This is a genomic window from Streptomyces sp. AP-93 (assembly GCF_022808175.1).
Taxonomy (GTDB): Bacteria; Actinomycetota; Actinomycetes; order Streptomycetales; family Streptomycetaceae; genus Streptomyces.
In genome coordinates, this window is sequence record NZ_JALGBX010000007.1 from 97,427 (window position 1) to 113,939 (window position 16,513).

The following is a 16,513-nucleotide window of genomic DNA, read 5'->3' on the forward strand; positions in this document are numbered from 1 at the left end:
GTACCTCCGGAGGGCGGCGGGTGGGGATCAGTCGCGGGAGAGCTCGGCCTCGGCTTCCGCCAGCGCCGCGAACTCCTCCTCCGGCGCGGAGGCCACCAGGTGGTGCCGACTGTAGAACGCGAAGTAGGCGAGGGCGACGGCGTACACGGCCAGCGCGATGAACGCCGCGTCCTTGTCCACCAGGAAGGTGGCGACCAGGGCCGAGAGGGCGAGGACGAAGGCCACCGTGGAGGTCGCGATGCCGCCCGGAGTGCGGTACGGGCGCTCCAGGCCGGGCTCGCGGCGCCGTAGCACGATGTGGGAGAGGGCCATCAGCGCGTACGAGATGGTCGCCCCGAACACCGCCATGTTCAGCATGCGCGGGCCGTTGCCGGTGGCGGCGGCCAGTGCGAAGCCGATGGCGCCGGGGATGAGCAGGCCCAGGTACGGGGCCTTGCGCTTCGAGGTCAGGGACAGGAAGCGCGGGAGGTAGCCCGCCCGGGACAGGGCGAAGAGCTGGCGGGAGCCGGCGTAGATGAGGGAGAAGAAGGAGGCCACCAGCCCGGCCAGGCCCGCGTAGTTGACGAAGGTCTTCAGCCAGGAGAGGCCGGGGTCGCCTTCCAGGGCGACGACGAGCGGGTTGCCCGCGTCCTTGATGGCGTCGGCTCCGCGCGCACCGGTGGAGGCGAGGAAGGTGACCAGGGCGAGCAGGACCAGGACGCCCATGGAGATCGACAGGGCGCGCGGGACCGAGCGGACCGGGTCCTTGGCCTCCTCGGCGGCCAGCGGCACGCCTTCGACGCCGAGGAAGAACCACATGCCGAAGGGGAAGGCGGCCCAGATGCCGAGGATGCCCAGCGGCAGCCAGGAGCTCGCGCCGGCGGCGGTGGTGTCGACGGCGATGTTGTCGAGGTTGGCGGGGTCGAACTGGGTGAAGGCGCCGACGGCGAAGACGACCAGCGCGATCACGGCGATGGCGGTGACGACGAGCGAGAAGCTCAGGGCCTCGCCCACGCCCCACAGGTGGATGCCTATGAAGACGACGAAGCAGGCGAGGTAGACCGGCCAGCCCGAGGTCAGGCCGAAGAGGTTGAGGGACTCCACGTAGTCGCCGATGAAGATGGCGATGGCGGCCGGGGCGAGGATGTACTCGATGAGGATCGCGGTGCCGGTGAGGAAGCCGCCCCAGGTGCCGAGCGCCCGGCGGGCGAAGCCGTAACCGCCGCCGGCGGTGGGCAGGATCGCCGACAGCTCGGCGAGGGAGTAGACCAGGCAGGCGTACATGACGCCCATCAGGACGGTGGCGATGGCGAGGCCGCCGAAGCCGCCCTGGGCGAGGCCGATGTTCCAGCCGGAGAAGTCGCCGGAGACCACGTACGCGACGCCGAGACCGGTCAGCAGCAGCCAGCCGGCGCTGCCGCGGCGCAGGGTGCGGCGCTCCAGGTAGCCGTCGGTGCCGTTCCCGGTGGCGTTCTCGGGGGACGGGGTGGGTTCGGGCACGGCTGCCAGCCGTGCGCCGGTGTCGTCGGCCATGTGCGCTCCTGCCTAGGGCAATGGTTGTGGGGCGTACCTTTGCTGCTCGGGCGTGGCGGGCGCAAGACCCCTGCGTTAAACAGGGGTTACGAATGCCTCTCGGCCGGGTCCGGGTCAGGTCAGGAACCCCCGCAGCAGCGCCGCCGTGCCGCAGCAGTGCTCGCGCATCACCGCGCGCGCCGCCTCCGGGTCCCGCTCCAGCACCGCCTCCACGAGCGTGCTGTGCTGCTGCTGCGAGTGCTCCAGATTGCGCACCAGCAGCGGGATGCAGTCCAGCAGGTCGTTCACGGTGGCCCGGACGGCCGCGTACTGGGCCGTCAGGGTGGCGGATCCGGCGAGTTCGCACAGGGTGAGGTGGAAGAGCGTGTCCTGGCGGCGGTAGTCCGGCAGCGGGGCGTCGTGGGTGGCGGTCAGTGCCCCGAGCAGCCGGTCGGTCTCCTGCTCCGAGAGTCCCTGGGAGGCGCACAGGCCGGCCGCTCCCACCTCCAGCACCTCGCGGAAGCGCAGGACATCCTCGATGTCCACGCCCGCGACCCGGCGCCGCAGCTCCTCCTCGGTGCCCCCGGCCGGCGTGTCGGGGCGGGACAGCACAAACGTTCCGCCGTACCGCCCGCGCCGGGCCTCCACCAGGCCCTGGTCCTGGAGTACCTTCAGCACCTCGCGGAGCGTCACCCGGCTGATCCCCATCCGCTCGGCCAACTCGCGCTCCGGCGGCAGCCGTTCCCCGCCCGGTACCAGTCCGAGCCGGACCACCTGGAGGATCTGCTCCAGCGCCTCCTCGAAACCGTTGCCCGCCCGCACCTGTCGCAGTACGGGATTGAGCCGCCGGGCGGCCTCGTCCTCGCTCGCCGTATTGGTCATCTCGCCTCCTCCCCTTCCCAAGCAATGGTTCTATTCAATACCTTAGGCCTACTCGGCTCACCGAAGGAGAGAATCCCGTGGTAGACCGCAAGCCGCCGCTTTCGCCCGAGGAGCTCCGCGCTCTCGTCGCCAGCGGTGAAATCGACACAGTGGTCCTGGCCTTCCCCGACATGCAGGGGCGGCTCCAGGGCAAGCGGTTCGCCGCACAGTTCTTCCTCGACGAGGTCCTCGGGCACGGCACCGAGGGCTGCAACTACCTCCTCGCCGTCGACACCGACATGAACACCGTCGACGGGTACGAGATGTCCTCCTGGGACCGGGGCTACGGCGACTTCGCCATGCACCCCGACCTCGCCACCCTGCGCCGGATCCCCTGGAACCCGGGCAGCGCCTTCGTCCTCGCCGACCTCGCGTGGAACGACGGCTCGCCCGTGGTCGCAGCGCCCCGGCAGATCCTGCGCCGCCAGCTCGAGCGCCTCGGCGAACACGGGTACACCGCGATGGTGGGCACCGAGCTGGAGTTCATGGTCTTCCTGGACACCTACGAGCAGGCCTGGAACTCCGACTACCGCGGCCTGACCCCCGCCAACCAGTACAACACCGACTACTCCATCCTCGGGACCGGCCGCGTCGAACCCCTGCTGCGCCGCATCCGCAACGAGATGCAGGCCGCCGGCCTGGTCGTCGAGTCGGCCAAGGGCGAGTGCAACCTCGGCCAGCACGAGATCGTCTTCCGCTACGACGAGGCGCTGACCACCTGTGACCAGCACTCCGTCTACAAGACGGGGGCCAAGGAGATCGCCGCCCAGGAGGGTGTCTCGCTCACCTTCATGGCCAAGTTCGACGAGCGCGAGGGCAACTCCTGTCACATCCACCTCTCGCTCAACGATGCCGACGGACGCAGCGCGATGGCCGGTGAGGGCCCGGACGCGCACGACCACGGCGGTATGTCACCCGTGATGCGCCACTTCCTGGCCGGCCAGCTCGCCGCCCTGCGCGACTTCTCCCTTCTCTACGCCCCCAACATCAACTCCTACAAGCGTTTCCGGCCGGGATCCTTCGCGCCGACCGCCGTCGCCTGGGGCGTGGACAACCGGACCTGCGCGCTCCGCGTGGTCGGCCACGGCCGCTCCCTGCGCTTCGAGAACCGCCTGCCCGGCGGCGACGTCAATCCGTACCTCGCCGTCGCCGGCCTGGTCGCGGCCGGAATCTACGGCATCGAGAACCGCCTGGAGCTGCCCGAGGCCTGCGCCGGCAACGCCTACACCGCCGACTTCGCGCACGTTCCCACCACCTTGCGCGAGGCCGCCGAGCTCTGGGAGAACAGCGAGATCGCCAAGGCCGCCTTCGGCCCCGAGGTCGTCGCCCACTACCGCAACATGGCCCGCGTCGAACTGGACGCGTACGACTCCGCCGTGACCGACTGGGAACTGCGCCGCTCCTTCGAACGCCTCTAGGGCCGGAGCCGTCCCGTAGGGCCGGAGCCGTCCCGGCATCCGCCGCCCCGCCCCGCCCCGCCGCACCGCATTACCGGACCCACCGCACCCACCGCACCCGAACGTCTGAAAGGCCACCACGTGTCCGATGCGCTGGAAGTCTTGAATCCGGCCACCGAGGAACTCGTCGCCGTCGTCCCGGCCGCCACACGGGACGACGTCGACGCCGCCGTCGTACGGGCCACCGCGGCCCAGCGGGCCTGGGCGGCCGCCGCTCCCGGCGACCGGGCCAGGCTGCTGCGCCGCTTCGCCGCGGTCGTCGACGGGCACATCGAGGAACTGGCACAGCTGGAGGTCCGGGAAGCGGGCCACACCATCGGCAACGCCCGCTGGGAAGCCGGCAACGTCCGTGACGTGCTCGACTTCGCCGCCGGGGGAGTGGAACGGCTCTCCGGCCGCCAGATCCCCGTCGCCGGCGGCATCGACGTCACCTTCCTCGAACCCCTCGGCGTCATCGGCGTGATCGCGCCGTGGAACTTCCCCATGCCGATCGCCGCCTGGGGCCTCGCCCCGGCGCTGGCCGCCGGCAACGCGGTCATCCTCAAGCCCGCCGAGACCACCCCGCTCACCGCGCTGCGCCTCGCCGAGCTCGCCCTGGAGGCCGGACTCCCCGAGCACCTCTTCCAGGTGCTGCCCGGCCGGGGCGAGGTCGCGGGCGACGCCCTCGTCGAGCACCCGGGGGTGGCCAAGATCGTGTTCACCGGCTCCACCCGGACCGGCAAGCGGATCATGGCCAAGTGCGCCGACCGGGTGAAGCGCCTCACCCTCGAACTCGGCGGCAAGAACCCCAACATCGTCTTCGCCGACGCGGACCTGGAGGCGGCGGCCGCCGCGGCCCCCATGTCCTTCCTGGACAACACCGGGCAGGACTGCTGCGCCCGCACGCGGATCCTCGTACAGCGCTCCGCGTACGACCGGTTCATGGAACTGCTCGTCCCCGCCGTCGAGAAGGTGGTCGTCGGGGACCCGTACGACGAGAACACGCAGCTGGGGCCGCTGATCTCGCGGGCGCAGCTGGACCGCGTACGGTCCTACGTCACCGATGACCTCACCGTCGTCCGGGGCACCGCGCCCGAGGGCCCCGGCTTCTGGTACCCCCCGACCCTCGTCACCGGCGTCGACCCCACCGCCGCCGTGGCCACCGAAGAGGTCTTCGGACCGGTCGCCGTCGTCCTGCCCTTCGAGGACGAGGAGGACGCCGTACGCCTGGCCAACGCCACCGACTACGGCCTCGCGGGCTCCCTGTGGACCCGCGACGTGGGCCGCGCGCTGCGCGTCTCGCGCGCCGTCGCCGCGGGCAACCTGTCGGTCAACTCGCACAGCAGCGTCCGCTACTGGACCCCCTTCGGCGGCTACAAGCAGTCCGGACTCGGGCGCGAGCTCGGACCCGACTCCCTCACCGCTTTCACCGAGACCAAGAACGTCTTCATCAGCACGGAGGCCTGAAGAACATGAGCATCGAGCCCACCGAAGAGATCGTCTGCCGCCGCCTGGTCGGCCGTACCGCCGTCATCACCGGAGCCGGCAGCGGCATCGGCCTCGCCACCGCCCGCCGGCTGGCCTCCGAAGGTGCCAACGTCGTCTGCGGCGACATCGACGAGACCGCGGGCAAGGCCGCGGCCGAGGAGGTCGGCGGCACCTTCGTCAAGGTCGACGTCACCAGCCCGGAGGAGGTCGAGGCCCTGTTCAAGACCGCCTTCGACACCTACGGCTCCGTGGACATCGCCTTCAACAACGCCGGCATCTCGCCCCCGGACGACGACTCGATCCTCACCACGGGCCTGGAGGCCTGGAAGCGGGTCCAGGACGTCAACCTCACCTCCGTCTACCTCTGCTGCAAGGCCGCCCTGCCCTACATGCAGCGCCAGGGCCGGGGCTCCATCATCAACACCGCCTCCTTCGTGGCCCGGATGGGCGCCGCCACCTCGCAGATCTCCTACACCGCCTCCAAGGGCGGCGTGCTCGCCATGTCCCGCGAGCTCGGCGTGCAGTTCGCCCGCGAGGGCATCCGCGTCAACGCGCTCTGCCCGGGGCCCGTCAACACCCCGCTCCTGCAGGAGCTGTTCGCCAAGGACCCGGAGCGGGCGGCCCGCCGGATCGTGCACATCCCGCTGGGCCGGTTCGCCGAGCCCACCGAGATCGCCGCCGCCGTCGCCTTCCTCGCGAGCGACGACTCCTCCTTCATCAACGCCACCGACTTCCTGGTCGACGGCGGGATCTCCGGCGCGTACGTCACTCCCCTGTAAACGTCCGCCTCCCACCACCCTCCCGACAGCCGGGCGTCGCACGACGCCCGGCTGTCGTGCTCCACCGTCCGCGACGCTCTTGACCGTGATGATCCTTCTGAGAACCAGGAGAACCCACCTCAGTGACCCGACCCAGTTCGATGCGGCGGCTCCAGGCCGTCGGCGCCGCCGTCGCGATAGCCGCCGGCACCCTCGTGGCCGCCGCGCCCGCCGCGCCCGCCGCCCAGGCGGCCCGCGACGCCCACTGCACCACCCCCCACCTCAAGGCCGACTGGTACGGGGACAACCAGGCCCGGCTCCAGCAGCTCATCGACGACTACGGGACGTGCAACCCGTACCGGCCGAGCCGCAACAAGCCCGTCGCCGTCTTCGACTGGGACAACACCGTCGTCAAGAACGACGTGGGCGACGCGCAAATGTTCTGGCTGCTGCGCAACGGCAAGATCCGCCAGCCCGCCGCGGGCGACTGGAGCAGCACCAGCCGCCACCTCACCCCGGCCGCCGCCCGGGCCCTGGCCGAGGCCTGCGGCACGCTGGCGAAGCCCGGCGCCCCGCTGCCCACCGGAGCCCCCGAAGGCGTCGGTTGCGCCGACGAGATCAACGCCGTGTACGGCACCGCCGCCACCCGCGCGGGCGCCCCCGCCTTCGACGGCTGGGACCGCCGTACCTTCGAGCCCTCCTACGCCTGGCTGCCGCAGCTCATGCAGGGCTGGACCGCGCGCGAGATCCGCGGCTTCACGGCCGCCGCGCGGGCCGAGAACCTGGCCGCCCCGGTCGACGCCAAGCAGCAGGTCGGCTCCGCCACCGCCACCGGCTGGGTGCGCTACTACGACCAGCAGAAGGAGCTCATCGGCGCTCTGCAGAAGGCCGGCTTCGACGTCTGGATCAGCTCGGCCTCGCCGCAGCCGGTCGTCGAGGTGTGGGCGGAGGGCGTGGGCATCGACGCCGGGCACGTGATCGGCATCCGCAACACCACCACGTACGGCGGGAAGTTCACCAACCACCTGCAGGGCTGCGGGTCCGTCGCGGACGGCGCCGACACGATGATCACGTACATCGACGGCAAGCGCTGCTGGATCAACAAGGAGATCTTCGGGGTGCGCGGCGCCGCGGCCGAGAAGGTCCAGCCGGCCGCCCGCCGCCAGGTGTTCGCCGCGGGCGACTCCGACACCGACATCTCGTTCCTGCGGGACGCGACGGTGCTGCGGCTCGTCGTCAACCGCAACAAGAACGAGCTGATGTGCCGCGCCTACGACAACAGCGACGGCAAGTGGATCGTGAACCCGATGTTCATCCAGCCCAAGAAGCAGAAGGCCACGCCGTACCCGTGCGCGACCACCGGCTTCACCGGCCGCGACGGCACCCCGGGGCCCGTGCTCCGGGGCGACGCCAGCGTCATCCCGGACCAGGCGGACTCCGTCTTCTAGCCGTTTTTCAGCCGGCCCTAGAGGAACGTGCGGCCCTCGCCCCGGTAGGTCGGGGCGGTGGCCGTCACCCGGTCGCCCTGGACCAGCTGCAATGTGTCGAAGCGCTCGCACAGCTCACCGGCCTTCGCGTGCCGGAACCAGACCCGGTCGCCGATCAGCAGATCGTCGGCCGGACTGCCGAGCAGCGGGGTCTGCACCTCGCCGGCCCCCTCCTGCGGGTCGTAGCGCAGCCCCTCGGGCAGGTACGGAACCGGCAGCCGGTCCGCGCCGGGCGCGCCGGAGGCCGGGTACCCGCCGCCGAGCACGGTGACCACCCCGACCCCGGGCCGGCGGACCACCGGCTGGGCGAAGAGCGCCGCCGGGCGGCCGCTGAAGGAGGTGTAGTTGTCGAACAGCCGCGGTACGTACAGTCCCGACCCGGCCGCGATCTCCGTGACGGCGTCCTCGGCGGCGGTCTGCTGGACGCTGCCGGTGCCGCCGCCGTTGACGAACTCCAGGTCGGGGACCACCGCGCGCACGGCCCGTACGGCCTCGGCCCGGCGGGCGGCCAGCTCCTTGCGGGCCGCGCCCTGCATCAGCCGGATGGCGCGCGACCTGAGCGGACGCCCCGGGAGGGCGTCGCCGACCCCGGCCACGTGGCCCTCGTAGCCCATCAGCCCGACCACCCGGAAGCCGGGCCGGGCGCTCACCGCGCGGGCCAGCTCGGCGAGCTGGGCGGGCTCGCGCAGCGGGGAGCGGCGGGCGCCGACGCGCACCCTGCCGCCGAAGAGGTGCAGGGCGGTGTCCAGTTCCAGGCAGACCCGGATCTCCTGGCCGCCGCCGTCGCGGGCCCGGTCCACGAGCTCCAGCTGCGCGAGGTCGTCGACCATCACGGTGACCGCGCCGGCCAGCTTCGGATCGGCGGCGAGCTCGGCGAAGCCGGCCCGGTCGGCGGACGGGTAGGCGAGCAGGACGTCCTCGAAGCCCGAGCGGGCCAGCCAGATCGACTCGGCGAGGGTGTAGGACATGATCCCGGCGAACCCGGGCCGCGCCAGGACCCGTTCGAGCAGCGCACGGCACCGTACGGACTTGCTCGCCACCCGGACCGGCTTCCCGCCGGCGCGACGCACGAGATCGTCGGCGTTGGCGTCGAACGCGTCCAGGTCCACGAGGGCGAGCGGAGCGTCGAGATGGGCGGTGGCCCGGTCGTAACGGGCCCGGTCGGCGGCGGGGGAGTTCATGGGCGGCAGCCTGCCAGATGGGTGTACTCGTGGGTAGGGGGTTCGCGGAGGCCGGGGGACGCCCTGCCAGGTCAGAGGCCCGGGAGGGCGCTCCGGTCACATCTCGGTCTCGACCTCCGGATGCCCCATTTGGATATTGAGGCGGCAGTTCGAATGTGTTTACTGTCGCTCCTCCCCGGCCGACGTTTCAGGCGCTGACGGGCGCGTAAAGTAAGGGCAGGCAGCCGACGGGAACGGGGGGCTGAGCCGCCGGATGAGTACGTCCACACCGCACGGCGGGGTCCTGACCACGCCCGACCATGTCCAGGTACCGCCACGGCGGCGCCCGGGAACGGTCCTCGCCGCCGCCCTGTGCGGCCTCCTCGGCCTCGGTCTCACCGGTGCGGCCGGCTACAAGGCGGTCTCCGACCACCAGGCCGCGTCCCGGCCCGTGCCCCCCGCCGAGGCCTACCGCAAGGCCGCGTCCCTCTGGCACAGCACGCCCGTCGACACCCTGTTCCCGCTCGTCCTCGACGGCCAGGACGCCGGGCCGGGCGGCGCCGACCGCACGTGGACCCGGATCACCGAGGCCGCCGACGCCGGCTGCTCCGAGGTACTCGACGCCGACTGGCAGGCCCTGTTCGCCGGGACCGGGTGCACCCGCGTGCTCGTCGCCACCTACACCGACGCCACCCGAAGTTCCCTCGTCACCGTCGGCATGGTCTTCACCCCGGCGGAGGCCGCCGCCATGGACCTGCTGCGCGGCCGGTTCACCGCCCCGCCCGGCTACGGGTTCCGCCCCAACCGCCGCGGTGCCTGGACCGCCTCCGTGCTCGCCGAAGCCCCTGTCGTCGTCTACACCGTGTCCGCCTTCGCAGACGGCCGCCGCCTCAACGAACCCAGCCCCGCGGAGGACAAGATGGCCGAGGACGCCCGCGGGCGCGTGGCCCAGGCGGGCCTCGGCCACGAGGCCAAGGCCATCGGCGATCTGGTGGGAGGCACCCTGCGCACCCTCGCGACCTCCCCTCCGGGCAAGCCGGTCCGGCCGGCCGCGGAGCCGTCGAAGACCCCGCAGACCCCGGCCCCGACGGCGACCCCGGAGGCCGCCCGGTGACCCGCCGCGCCCTGTTCCCGGCGGCCCTCGCCCTCGGAGCCCTCTTCACCGTCACCGCCGCGCCGCCGGCCACCGCCGACTCCATCCGCGACCGCCAGTGGGGCCTGACCGCCCTGCGCGCCGAGGAGGCCTGGGGCACCACGCGGGGCGAGGGGGTCACCGTGGCCGTCCTGGACACCGGGGTCGACCCGACGCACCCCGACCTGGCCGGCCAGGTCCTGGAGGGCGTCGACCTCGTCGGGATGGGCGCCGTACGGGGCGACCGCGCCTGGGCCCGCCACGGCACCGCCATGGCCGGGATCATCGCCGGGCACGGCCACGGTGCCGACGGCAAGAAGGGCATCCGGGGCATCGCCCCCCAGGCGAAGATCCTCCCGGTCCGGGTGATCCTGGAGGAGCGCGACCCCGGCCGGGACAAGGCCCGCGACAGCAAGGGCGGCGCCCTCGCCGAGGGCATCCGCTGGGCCGCCGACCACGGCGCGGACGTGATCAACCTCTCGCTCGGCGACGACAGCAGCTCCGCCCACCACGAGGCCGCCGAGGACGAGGCCGTCCAGTACGCCCTGGCCAAGGGCGTGGTCGTCGTCGCCTCCGCCGGCAACGGCGGCAAGGAGGGGGACCGCATCTCGTACCCGGCCGCCTATCCCGGGGTCATCGCCGTCACGGCCGTCGACAAGAAGAACCGGAAGGCCTCCTTCTCCACACGCAGCTGGTACGCGACCGTCAGCGCCCCGGGCGTCGGCGTGGTCATCGCCGACCCCGACCGCTCCTACTACGAGGGCTGGGGCACCAGCGCCGCTTCCGCCTTCGTCTCCGGCGCCGTAGCCCTGGTCAAGGCGGCCCACCCGGACCTGTCCCCGGCGCAGATCAAGAACCTGCTGGAGGACACGGCCTCCAATTCCCCGCGCGGCGGCCGCGACGACTCCCGCGGCTTCGGCCTGGTGGACCCGGTCGCCGCCCTCCAGGCCGCCGACGAAATGTCCCCCGAGCCGGTGCTGCCCGCACCCGTCGTGGACGGGAGCCCCTACTTCGGTCCCGGTCCCGACCCGGTGCGCGACCCCGGGCTCTGGGCCCGCTTCGGAGCCCCGGTGGGCGTGGCGGCGGGGCTGGCCCTGCTCGCGGCGGCCGGCGTACTGGTCCGGCGGCCCGGGGCCGGACGGCGGGATCCCGACGCGGGATAGGCTCGGGGAACTGTGGCGAACAAAAACATTCCGGACCCCGGTTTCTCCGACGACGACGGCTCCGCCGACCCCCGGCTGAGCGCGGCCCTGGCCGCCTGGGCCGAGGACAGAGCCAAGGAGCCGGAGCTGCTGGCGGCGCTCAAGGACGCGCGCCTGCTGGTTCCCGTCGTCGCGGTCCTCGGCGAGGTCGAGACGGACCCCGAGACCGGACTCAAGCGCGAGAAGACCAGCGACATGGCCGTCCCGACCCTGCGGGCGGGGGACCGGCGGGCGCTGCCCGCCTTCACCTCCATCGCCTCGCTGGCCCTGTGGGACCCGGCCGCCCGCCCGGTGGCGGTGCCGCTGCACCAGGCGCTGGCCGCCGCCGCGCACGAGAAGGCCGACACCATCGTCCTGGACCTGTCCGGGCCGGTCACCTACCAGCTGGCGGGCTCCGCGCTGCTCGCGCTCGCCGAGGGCCGCACGGACGCCGGCCCGCTCGCCGACCCCGCCGTGCGCGAGGCCGTACGGGCCGTCGTGAGCGCCGAGCCGGCCGTACTCGGCGCCCACCTCGGCCCGGGCGGTGCGGACGCCGACGGAACCCTGGCGATCGTGCTGGCGGCCGGTCCGCAAGCCGCGCCGGCGGCTCGCCGGGTGGCCGAGGCCCTGGCGGGCGACGAGACCCTGCGCGCACGCCTCGTAGGCGGCCTGGACCTGGCGCTGCTCCCCGAGGGGGCCCCGGTCCCGCCGGGCGAGCCGCTCTTCACGCGCTGAGCGACCCGGAACGCCGAAGGACCACGCCGTGATGTCACGGCGTGGTCCTTCGGCGTCGTGCTTCCGCGGTGACGCGGTTACTCGGTTACGGGGTTACGCGTACACGGGACCCGTGAACTTCTCGCCCGGGCCCTGCCCCGGCTCGTCCTGCACCAGCGAGGCTTCGCGGAAGGCCAGCTGGAGGGACTTCAGGCCGTCGCGCAGCGGGGCGGCGTGGAAGGAGCTGATCTCGGTGGCGCTCGCGGTGACCAGGCCCGCCAGGGCGGTGATCAGCTTGCGGGCCTCGTCGAGGTCCTTGTACTCGGAGTCCGGCTTGTCCAGGCCCAGGTTGACCGCCGCCGCGCTGAGGAGGTGGACGGCCACCGTGGTGATGACCTCGACGGCCGGCACGTCCGCGATGTCGCGGGTCAGGTCGTCGTAGTCGGGGGCGGAGTCAGGAGTGGAACCGGAGGGCGTCGCGTCAGTCATGGGCCACACGATATGCCGTGCGGCGGGCTTGCAACGCGGGTGGTAGTATGTACTTCGACCGGCCGGACACTTATGTGCCCGGCCCACAAGTGGAGGCTCCGATTCTCCCACCCAGCCACCCTCACGGGAGGCGGGTCACCGGTCAGGCGGTATCCATCGTTCCGTACGGACGATGGAAAGCTGCCCGATTTTGCGCCCCGCGGTTCGCACGCGACGGTGCTCCGGTTGTATTGGAGCCCTCGTCTGTGCCCGGCGGGGCTTTTTTGATTCTCCGCCGCGGTCGGTCTGACGGAAAAACGTCAGCGGCTGTCCTCCAGGCAGCCGTGTGGTGCTACCGAGGAGGATCCATCAGCACCGAGCCCCGCATCAACGACCGGATTCGCGTTCCCGAGGTACGACTCGTCGGCCCGAGTGGCGAGCAGGTCGGCATCGTGCCGCTTGCCAAGGCGCTTGAGCTCGCGCAGGAGTACGACCTCGACCTGGTCGAGGTCGCGGCGTCCGCACGCCCGCCGGTCTGCAAGCTCATGGACTACGGCAAGTTCAAGTACGAGTCGGCCATGAAGGCCCGTGAGGCGCGCAAGAACCAGGCGCACACGGTCATCAAGGAAATGAAGCTCCGGCCGAAGATCGACCCGCACGACTATGACACCAAGAAGGGTCACGTCGTTCGGTTCCTCAAGCAGGGCGACAAGGTCAAGATCACGATCATGTTCCGTGGTCGCGAGCAGTCCAGGCCGGAACTCGGCTACCGACTGCTGCAGCGCCTCGCTTCGGACGTCGAGGACCTCGGGTTCATCGAGTCGAACCCGAAGCAGGACGGCCGAAACATGATCATGGTTCTCGGTCCGCACAAGAAGAAGACCGAGGCCATGGCCGAAGCCCGCGAGGCGCAGGCCGCCCGCAAGGCCGAGCGCCAGGGTGTTGCGGTCACCGACGAGAGTGGTGACGAGGCCCTGGCCGCCGACGCCGCGCTCGAGGCGGAGAACGCCGCACTCGAAGCCGAGGACGTGGACGCCGAGGACGCTTCCGAGGAAGCGACCGACGCGGCCGACGCGGCCGAGGCCGGCACCGACGAGGCAGCCGCCTCGGACGAGGCCTCTGCCCAGGCCTGATTCCGAGGCAGCCCGTCTCGGATCACCGATACAACATGACGCTCCCGTGAGCCGGCCCCCACCAGGGCCGGTGGGGGCGCCACCGACGAGGAGATAACGGCGCTATGCCGAAGAACAAGACGCACTCCGGGACCAAGAAGCGCTTCAAGATCACCGGCTCCGGCAAGGTGCTCCGCGAGCGTGCCGGCAAGCGCCACCTGCTCGAGCACAAGTCGTCCCGTGTCACCCGCCGCCTGACCGGCACCGCGGAGATGGCCCCCGGCGACGCCGCGAAGATCAAGAAGCTTCTCGGCAAGTGACGTCCTCCGCTCCCCTTCCGGGAGCGGGAGCACGTCAAGACCGGGACCCCATCGAATTCGGGCCGTGTGAAGTCATCCACGGCCCCGCTACAAGGAGTACAAAGTGGCACGCGTCAAGCGGGCAGTAAACGCGCACAAGAAGCGCCGGGCAATCCTCGAGGCGGCCAAGGGCTACCGCGGTCAGCGTTCGCGCCTGTACCGCAAGGCCAAGGAGCAGGTCACCCACTCCCTGGTCTACAACTTCAACGACCGCAAGAAGCGCAAGGGCGACTTCCGTCGTCTCTGGATCCAGCGCATCAACGCGGCTGCCCGTCAGAACGGCATGACGTACAACCGCCTCATCCAGGGTCTGAACGCCGCCAACATCGAGGTGGACCGCAAGATCCTCGCCGAGCTGGCCGTCAACGACGCCAACGCGTTCGCCGCGCTGGTCGAGGTCGCGCAGAAGGCCCTCCCGGCCGACGTCAACGCCCCGAAGGTCGCTGCCTAAGCAGCACGCCGTCAAGGCCGCAGTAACTTGCCCGGACCCGCAGGCCTCGCGCCTGCGGGTCCGGTGCGTTGACCCACCATTTCCTTCGATCAGGGCAGCCACCCGCTGTACGTACGGAAGCGAGCCGACCGCCATGGGCACCCCCGCCGAGCTGATCTCCCCCCGGTCCACCCGGGTGGCCGCCGCCAGGCGACTGGCGCGACGTAATTTCCGTACGAAGGAGCGCCGCTTCATCGCCGAGGGCCCGCAGGCCGTCCGCGAGGCCGTGGAGCACCGCGGCGCCGGGGGCGAGTCCACGCTGATCGAGCTGTTCGCGACCGTGGAGGCCGCCGAGCGCTACGCCGACATCGTCGACGCCGCGTACGCCGCCGGAGCCCGCGTCCACTACGCCTCCGACGAGGTGCTCGCGGAGGTCTCCCAGACGGTCACCCCGCAGGGCCTGGTCGGCGTCTGCCACTTCCTCGACTCCCCGTTCGAGGAGATCCTGAAGGCCCGGCCCAGGCTCGTCGCCGTCCTCGCGCACGTCCGCGACCCCGGCAACGCCGGTACGGTGCTGCGCTGCGCGGACGCCGCCGGAGCCGACGCGGTCGTGCTGACCGACGCCTCCGTCGACCTGTACAACCCCAAGTCGGTACGCGCCTCCGTGGGCTCCCTCTTCCACCTCCCGGTGGCCGTCGGCGTGCCCGTGGAGCAGGCCGTCGCGGGGCTGCGCGCGGCCGGCGTGCGGATCCTCGCCGCCGACGGGGCCGGCACCGACGACCTCGACGCCGAGCTCGACGCGGGCACCATGGGCACCCCCTCGGCCTGGATCTTCGGCAACGAGGCCTGGGGCCTGCCCGAGGAGACCAGGGCGCTCGCGGACGCCGTCGTACGGGTCCCGATCCACGGAAAGGCCGAGAGCCTGAACCTCGCCACGGCCGCCGCGGTGTGCCTGTACGCCTCCGCGCGTGCACAGCGGGCGCCCGGAGGGTGCCGCTCCGTGACCCCCAGCTAGTAATGTGGCGGCCCGGGGGGCCCACTGCGCTACTCGGAGATGTGGGGTACGGGGACATGACCGTCGGTACGAACAGCTCGCCAGGTGCCGCCAAGGCGGCCGGCGCACCGGTCCTGGCGACCGTGCCCCCGCCGGCCGCGCCCGCCGCCCGGGTGCCCGTACAGCAGCCCCAAGGCGCCTCGGCCCCGCAGACCCTGCCCGCGCCCGCGAGCCCCGTAGGCCCCGCCGTGGCGGGTCCGGGGCCGGACGCGCCGGAGGATCCGGACGGGCACGGCGGCGAGTACGCCGCGCTCGGGATCGACCCCGACGACCTGCCCGACGGGCTGGTGATCGCCGACGCCACCGGCCGGGTCATCTGTTTCAACTCCGCCGCCGCCCGGATCACCGCCCTCGTGGCGGGCGAGGCCCTGGGCCTGGGGATCGAGCGCGCACTCCCGCTGGAGGACCTCGAAGGCCGCCGCTGGTGGGCGCTGACCGACCCCTACGGAGGCCTCGCCACCCGGCGCGGACAGCCCGAGCGCAACCTGCTGCTCCCCGGCGGCCGCGAGGTGCTCGTCTCCGCCCGGTACGTGCGCACCCACCCCAAGGGCCCGGTGCGCCGGCTCGTGGTCACCCTGCGCGGCACCGAGGCCCGGCGGCGCACCGAGCGCAGCCACGCCGAGCTGATCGCCACCGTCGCGCACGAGCTGCGCTCCCCGCTCACCTCCGTGAAGGGGTTCACGGCGACCCTGCTCGCCAAGTGGGAGCGGTTCACCGACGACCAGAAGCGACTGATGCTGGAGACCGTCGACGCCGACGCGAACCGCGTCACCCGGCTCATCGCCGAGCTCCTGGACATCTCCCGCATCGACTCGGGCCGCCTGGAGGTGCGCCGCCAGCCGGTCGACATCTCCACCGCCGTGGGCCGCCACGTCCAGGCGCTCACCGCGAACGGGCAGGCCCCGGAGCGGTTCCTCGTCAGTGTGAGCCGGCCGCTGCCCGACTTGTGGGCGGACCCGGACAAAATTGACCAGATCCTCGGCAACCTGCTCGAAAATGCGGTGCGGCACGGCGAGGGAACCGTCACCATCGACGTGACGCCGACCAGCTTCGCGAACGCCGCGGGGAAGACCGAGAAGGGAACAGCCGTCACCGTGACCGATGAAGGCCCCGGTATCCCCGAGGAGTCGATGGGCCGCGTCTTCACCCGCTTCTGGCGGGGCAGCAAGCGCGGCGGCACCGGTCTGGGCCTCTACATCGTCAAGGGCATCGTGGAAGCCCACGGCGGCACCATCAAGGTCGGCCGCGGCCCCGGCGGCGGCGCCGAGTTCCGATTTATCCTGCCCGTCGGCGCCCCGGCGTACCTCACGCAGTAGCCCTGC

Annotated in this window: 16 protein-coding genes; 12 read left to right on the forward strand and 4 right to left on the reverse strand. The window is 72.1% G+C overall.

Annotated elements, in window-relative coordinates:
- Positions 1 to 27 precede the first annotated feature (27 nt).
- Positions 28 to 1,512 carry an ethanolamine permease gene (eat, locus tag MTF69_RS13835; RefSeq protein ID WP_243334061.1) on the reverse strand — a complete coding sequence of 495 codons (1,485 nt, stop codon included), beginning with the start codon at positions 1,510 to 1,512 and terminating at the stop codon, positions 28 to 30.
- A 114-nt stretch (positions 1,513 to 1,626) separates the two neighbouring features.
- A complete protein-coding gene (locus tag MTF69_RS13840) occupies positions 1,627 to 2,373 on the reverse strand; it encodes a FadR/GntR family transcriptional regulator (RefSeq protein ID WP_243334063.1) in 747 nt (248 codons plus the stop codon).
- A 77-nt stretch (positions 2,374 to 2,450) separates the two neighbouring features.
- On the opposite strand from MTF69_RS13840, the gene MTF69_RS13845 reads away from it, so the two are divergent.
- From MTF69_RS13845 to MTF69_RS13860, 4 genes are all read left to right on the forward strand, one after another.
- A complete protein-coding gene (locus MTF69_RS13845) occupies positions 2,451 to 3,830 on the forward strand; it encodes a glutamine synthetase family protein (protein WP_243334065.1) in 1,380 nt (459 codons plus the stop codon).
- 120 nt (positions 3,831 to 3,950) lie between these two features.
- Positions 3,951 to 5,315: an aldehyde dehydrogenase gene (locus MTF69_RS13850; RefSeq protein WP_243334066.1), complete on the forward strand. Its 1,365-nt coding sequence runs from the start codon at positions 3,951 to 3,953 to the stop codon at positions 5,313 to 5,315.
- 5 nt (positions 5,316 to 5,320) lie between these two features.
- Positions 5,321 to 6,115: a 3-oxoacyl-ACP reductase gene (locus MTF69_RS13855; protein WP_243334068.1), complete on the forward strand. Its 795-nt coding sequence runs from the start codon at positions 5,321 to 5,323 to the stop codon at positions 6,113 to 6,115.
- Between the two features lie 122 nt (positions 6,116 to 6,237).
- Positions 6,238 to 7,542, forward strand: a complete 1,305-nt coding sequence (locus MTF69_RS13860; protein WP_243334070.1) for a haloacid dehalogenase-like hydrolase — start codon at positions 6,238 to 6,240, stop codon at positions 7,540 to 7,542.
- A 17-nt stretch (positions 7,543 to 7,559) separates the two neighbouring features.
- Here MTF69_RS13860 and MTF69_RS13865 read toward each other — a convergent pair whose 3' ends face one another.
- Entirely contained in the window at positions 7,560 to 8,762 is a 1,203-nt protein-coding gene (locus tag MTF69_RS13865; protein ID WP_243334072.1) for an amino acid deaminase/aldolase, read from the reverse strand.
- Positions 8,763 to 9,015: 253 nt separating this feature from the next.
- Between MTF69_RS13865 and MTF69_RS13870 the strand changes: the two genes are divergently transcribed.
- The 3 genes from MTF69_RS13870 to MTF69_RS13880 are packed head-to-tail and all read left to right on the forward strand — an operon-like array spanning position 9,016 to position 11,789.
- Entirely contained in the window at positions 9,016 to 9,855 is an 840-nt protein-coding gene (locus MTF69_RS13870) for a hypothetical protein (protein WP_243334074.1), read from the forward strand.
- Complete coding sequence (gene mycP / locus MTF69_RS13875; RefSeq protein ID WP_374322991.1) at positions 9,852 to 11,036, forward strand: type VII secretion-associated serine protease mycosin; 1,185 nt, start codon at positions 9,852 to 9,854, stop codon at positions 11,034 to 11,036. The genes MTF69_RS13870 and mycP overlap by 4 nt, the downstream gene beginning before the upstream one ends.
- Positions 11,037 to 11,048: 12 nt before the next feature.
- Positions 11,049 to 11,789 (forward strand): SseB family protein, encoded by a 741-nt coding sequence (locus MTF69_RS13880; protein ID WP_243334076.1) that lies wholly within the window; start codon positions 11,049 to 11,051, stop codon positions 11,787 to 11,789.
- Positions 11,790 to 11,882: 93 nt separating this feature from the next.
- Here MTF69_RS13880 and MTF69_RS13885 read toward each other — a convergent pair whose 3' ends face one another.
- Positions 11,883 to 12,257 (reverse strand): DUF1844 domain-containing protein, encoded by a 375-nt coding sequence (locus MTF69_RS13885; RefSeq protein WP_243334084.1) that lies wholly within the window; start codon positions 12,255 to 12,257, stop codon positions 11,883 to 11,885.
- A 323-nt stretch (positions 12,258 to 12,580) separates the two neighbouring features.
- Here MTF69_RS13885 and infC point away from each other — a divergent pair, with 323 nt between their 5' ends.
- The 5 genes from infC to MTF69_RS13910 all read left to right on the forward strand — a co-directional run bounded on the left by infC (position 12,581) and on the right by MTF69_RS13910 (position 16,507).
- Complete coding sequence (gene infC, locus MTF69_RS13890) at positions 12,581 to 13,369, forward strand: translation initiation factor IF-3 (RefSeq protein ID WP_243334086.1); 789 nt, start codon at positions 12,581 to 12,583, stop codon at positions 13,367 to 13,369.
- Between the two features lie 104 nt (positions 13,370 to 13,473).
- A complete protein-coding gene (gene rpmI, locus MTF69_RS13895) occupies positions 13,474 to 13,668 on the forward strand; it encodes a 50S ribosomal protein L35 (RefSeq protein WP_030157249.1) in 195 nt (64 codons plus the stop codon).
- 103 nt (positions 13,669 to 13,771) lie between these two features.
- Positions 13,772 to 14,158, forward strand: a complete 387-nt coding sequence (gene rplT / locus MTF69_RS13900; protein ID WP_214948116.1) for a 50S ribosomal protein L20 — start codon at positions 13,772 to 13,774, stop codon at positions 14,156 to 14,158.
- Between the two features lie 133 nt (positions 14,159 to 14,291).
- Positions 14,292 to 15,152, forward strand: coding sequence for an RNA methyltransferase (locus MTF69_RS13905; protein ID WP_243334089.1), 861 nt, complete (start codon positions 14,292 to 14,294; stop codon positions 15,150 to 15,152).
- A 56-nt stretch (positions 15,153 to 15,208) separates the two neighbouring features.
- Positions 15,209 to 16,507, forward strand: a complete 1,299-nt coding sequence (locus MTF69_RS13910; RefSeq protein WP_243334091.1) for an ATP-binding protein — start codon at positions 15,209 to 15,211, stop codon at positions 16,505 to 16,507.
- Positions 16,508 to 16,513: the final 6 nt, after the last annotated feature.

Coding starts and splice junctions, on each gene's coding strand:
- eat (WP_243334061.1), bottom strand. CDS start 1,512: ATGGCCGACGACACCGGCGCACGGCTGGCAGCCGTGCCCGAACCCACC.
- MTF69_RS13840 (WP_243334063.1), bottom strand. CDS start 2,373: ATGACCAATACGGCGAGCGAGGACGAGGCCGCCCGGCGGCTCAATCCC.
- MTF69_RS13855 (WP_243334068.1), top strand. CDS start 5,321: ATGAGCATCGAGCCCACCGAAGAGATCGTCTGCCGCCGCCTGGTCGGC.
- MTF69_RS13865 (WP_243334072.1), bottom strand. CDS start 8,762: ATGAACTCCCCCGCCGCCGACCGGGCCCGTTACGACCGGGCCACCGCC.
- MTF69_RS13870 (WP_243334074.1), top strand. CDS start 9,016: ATGAGTACGTCCACACCGCACGGCGGGGTCCTGACCACGCCCGACCAT.
- MTF69_RS13885 (WP_243334084.1), bottom strand. CDS start 12,257: ATGACTGACGCGACGCCCTCCGGTTCCACTCCTGACTCCGCCCCCGAC.
- rpmI (WP_030157249.1), top strand. CDS start 13,474: ATGCCGAAGAACAAGACGCACTCCGGGACCAAGAAGCGCTTCAAGATC.
- MTF69_RS13905 (WP_243334089.1), top strand. CDS start 14,292: ATGGGCACCCCCGCCGAGCTGATCTCCCCCCGGTCCACCCGGGTGGCC.
- MTF69_RS13910 (WP_243334091.1), top strand. CDS start 15,209: ATGACCGTCGGTACGAACAGCTCGCCAGGTGCCGCCAAGGCGGCCGGC.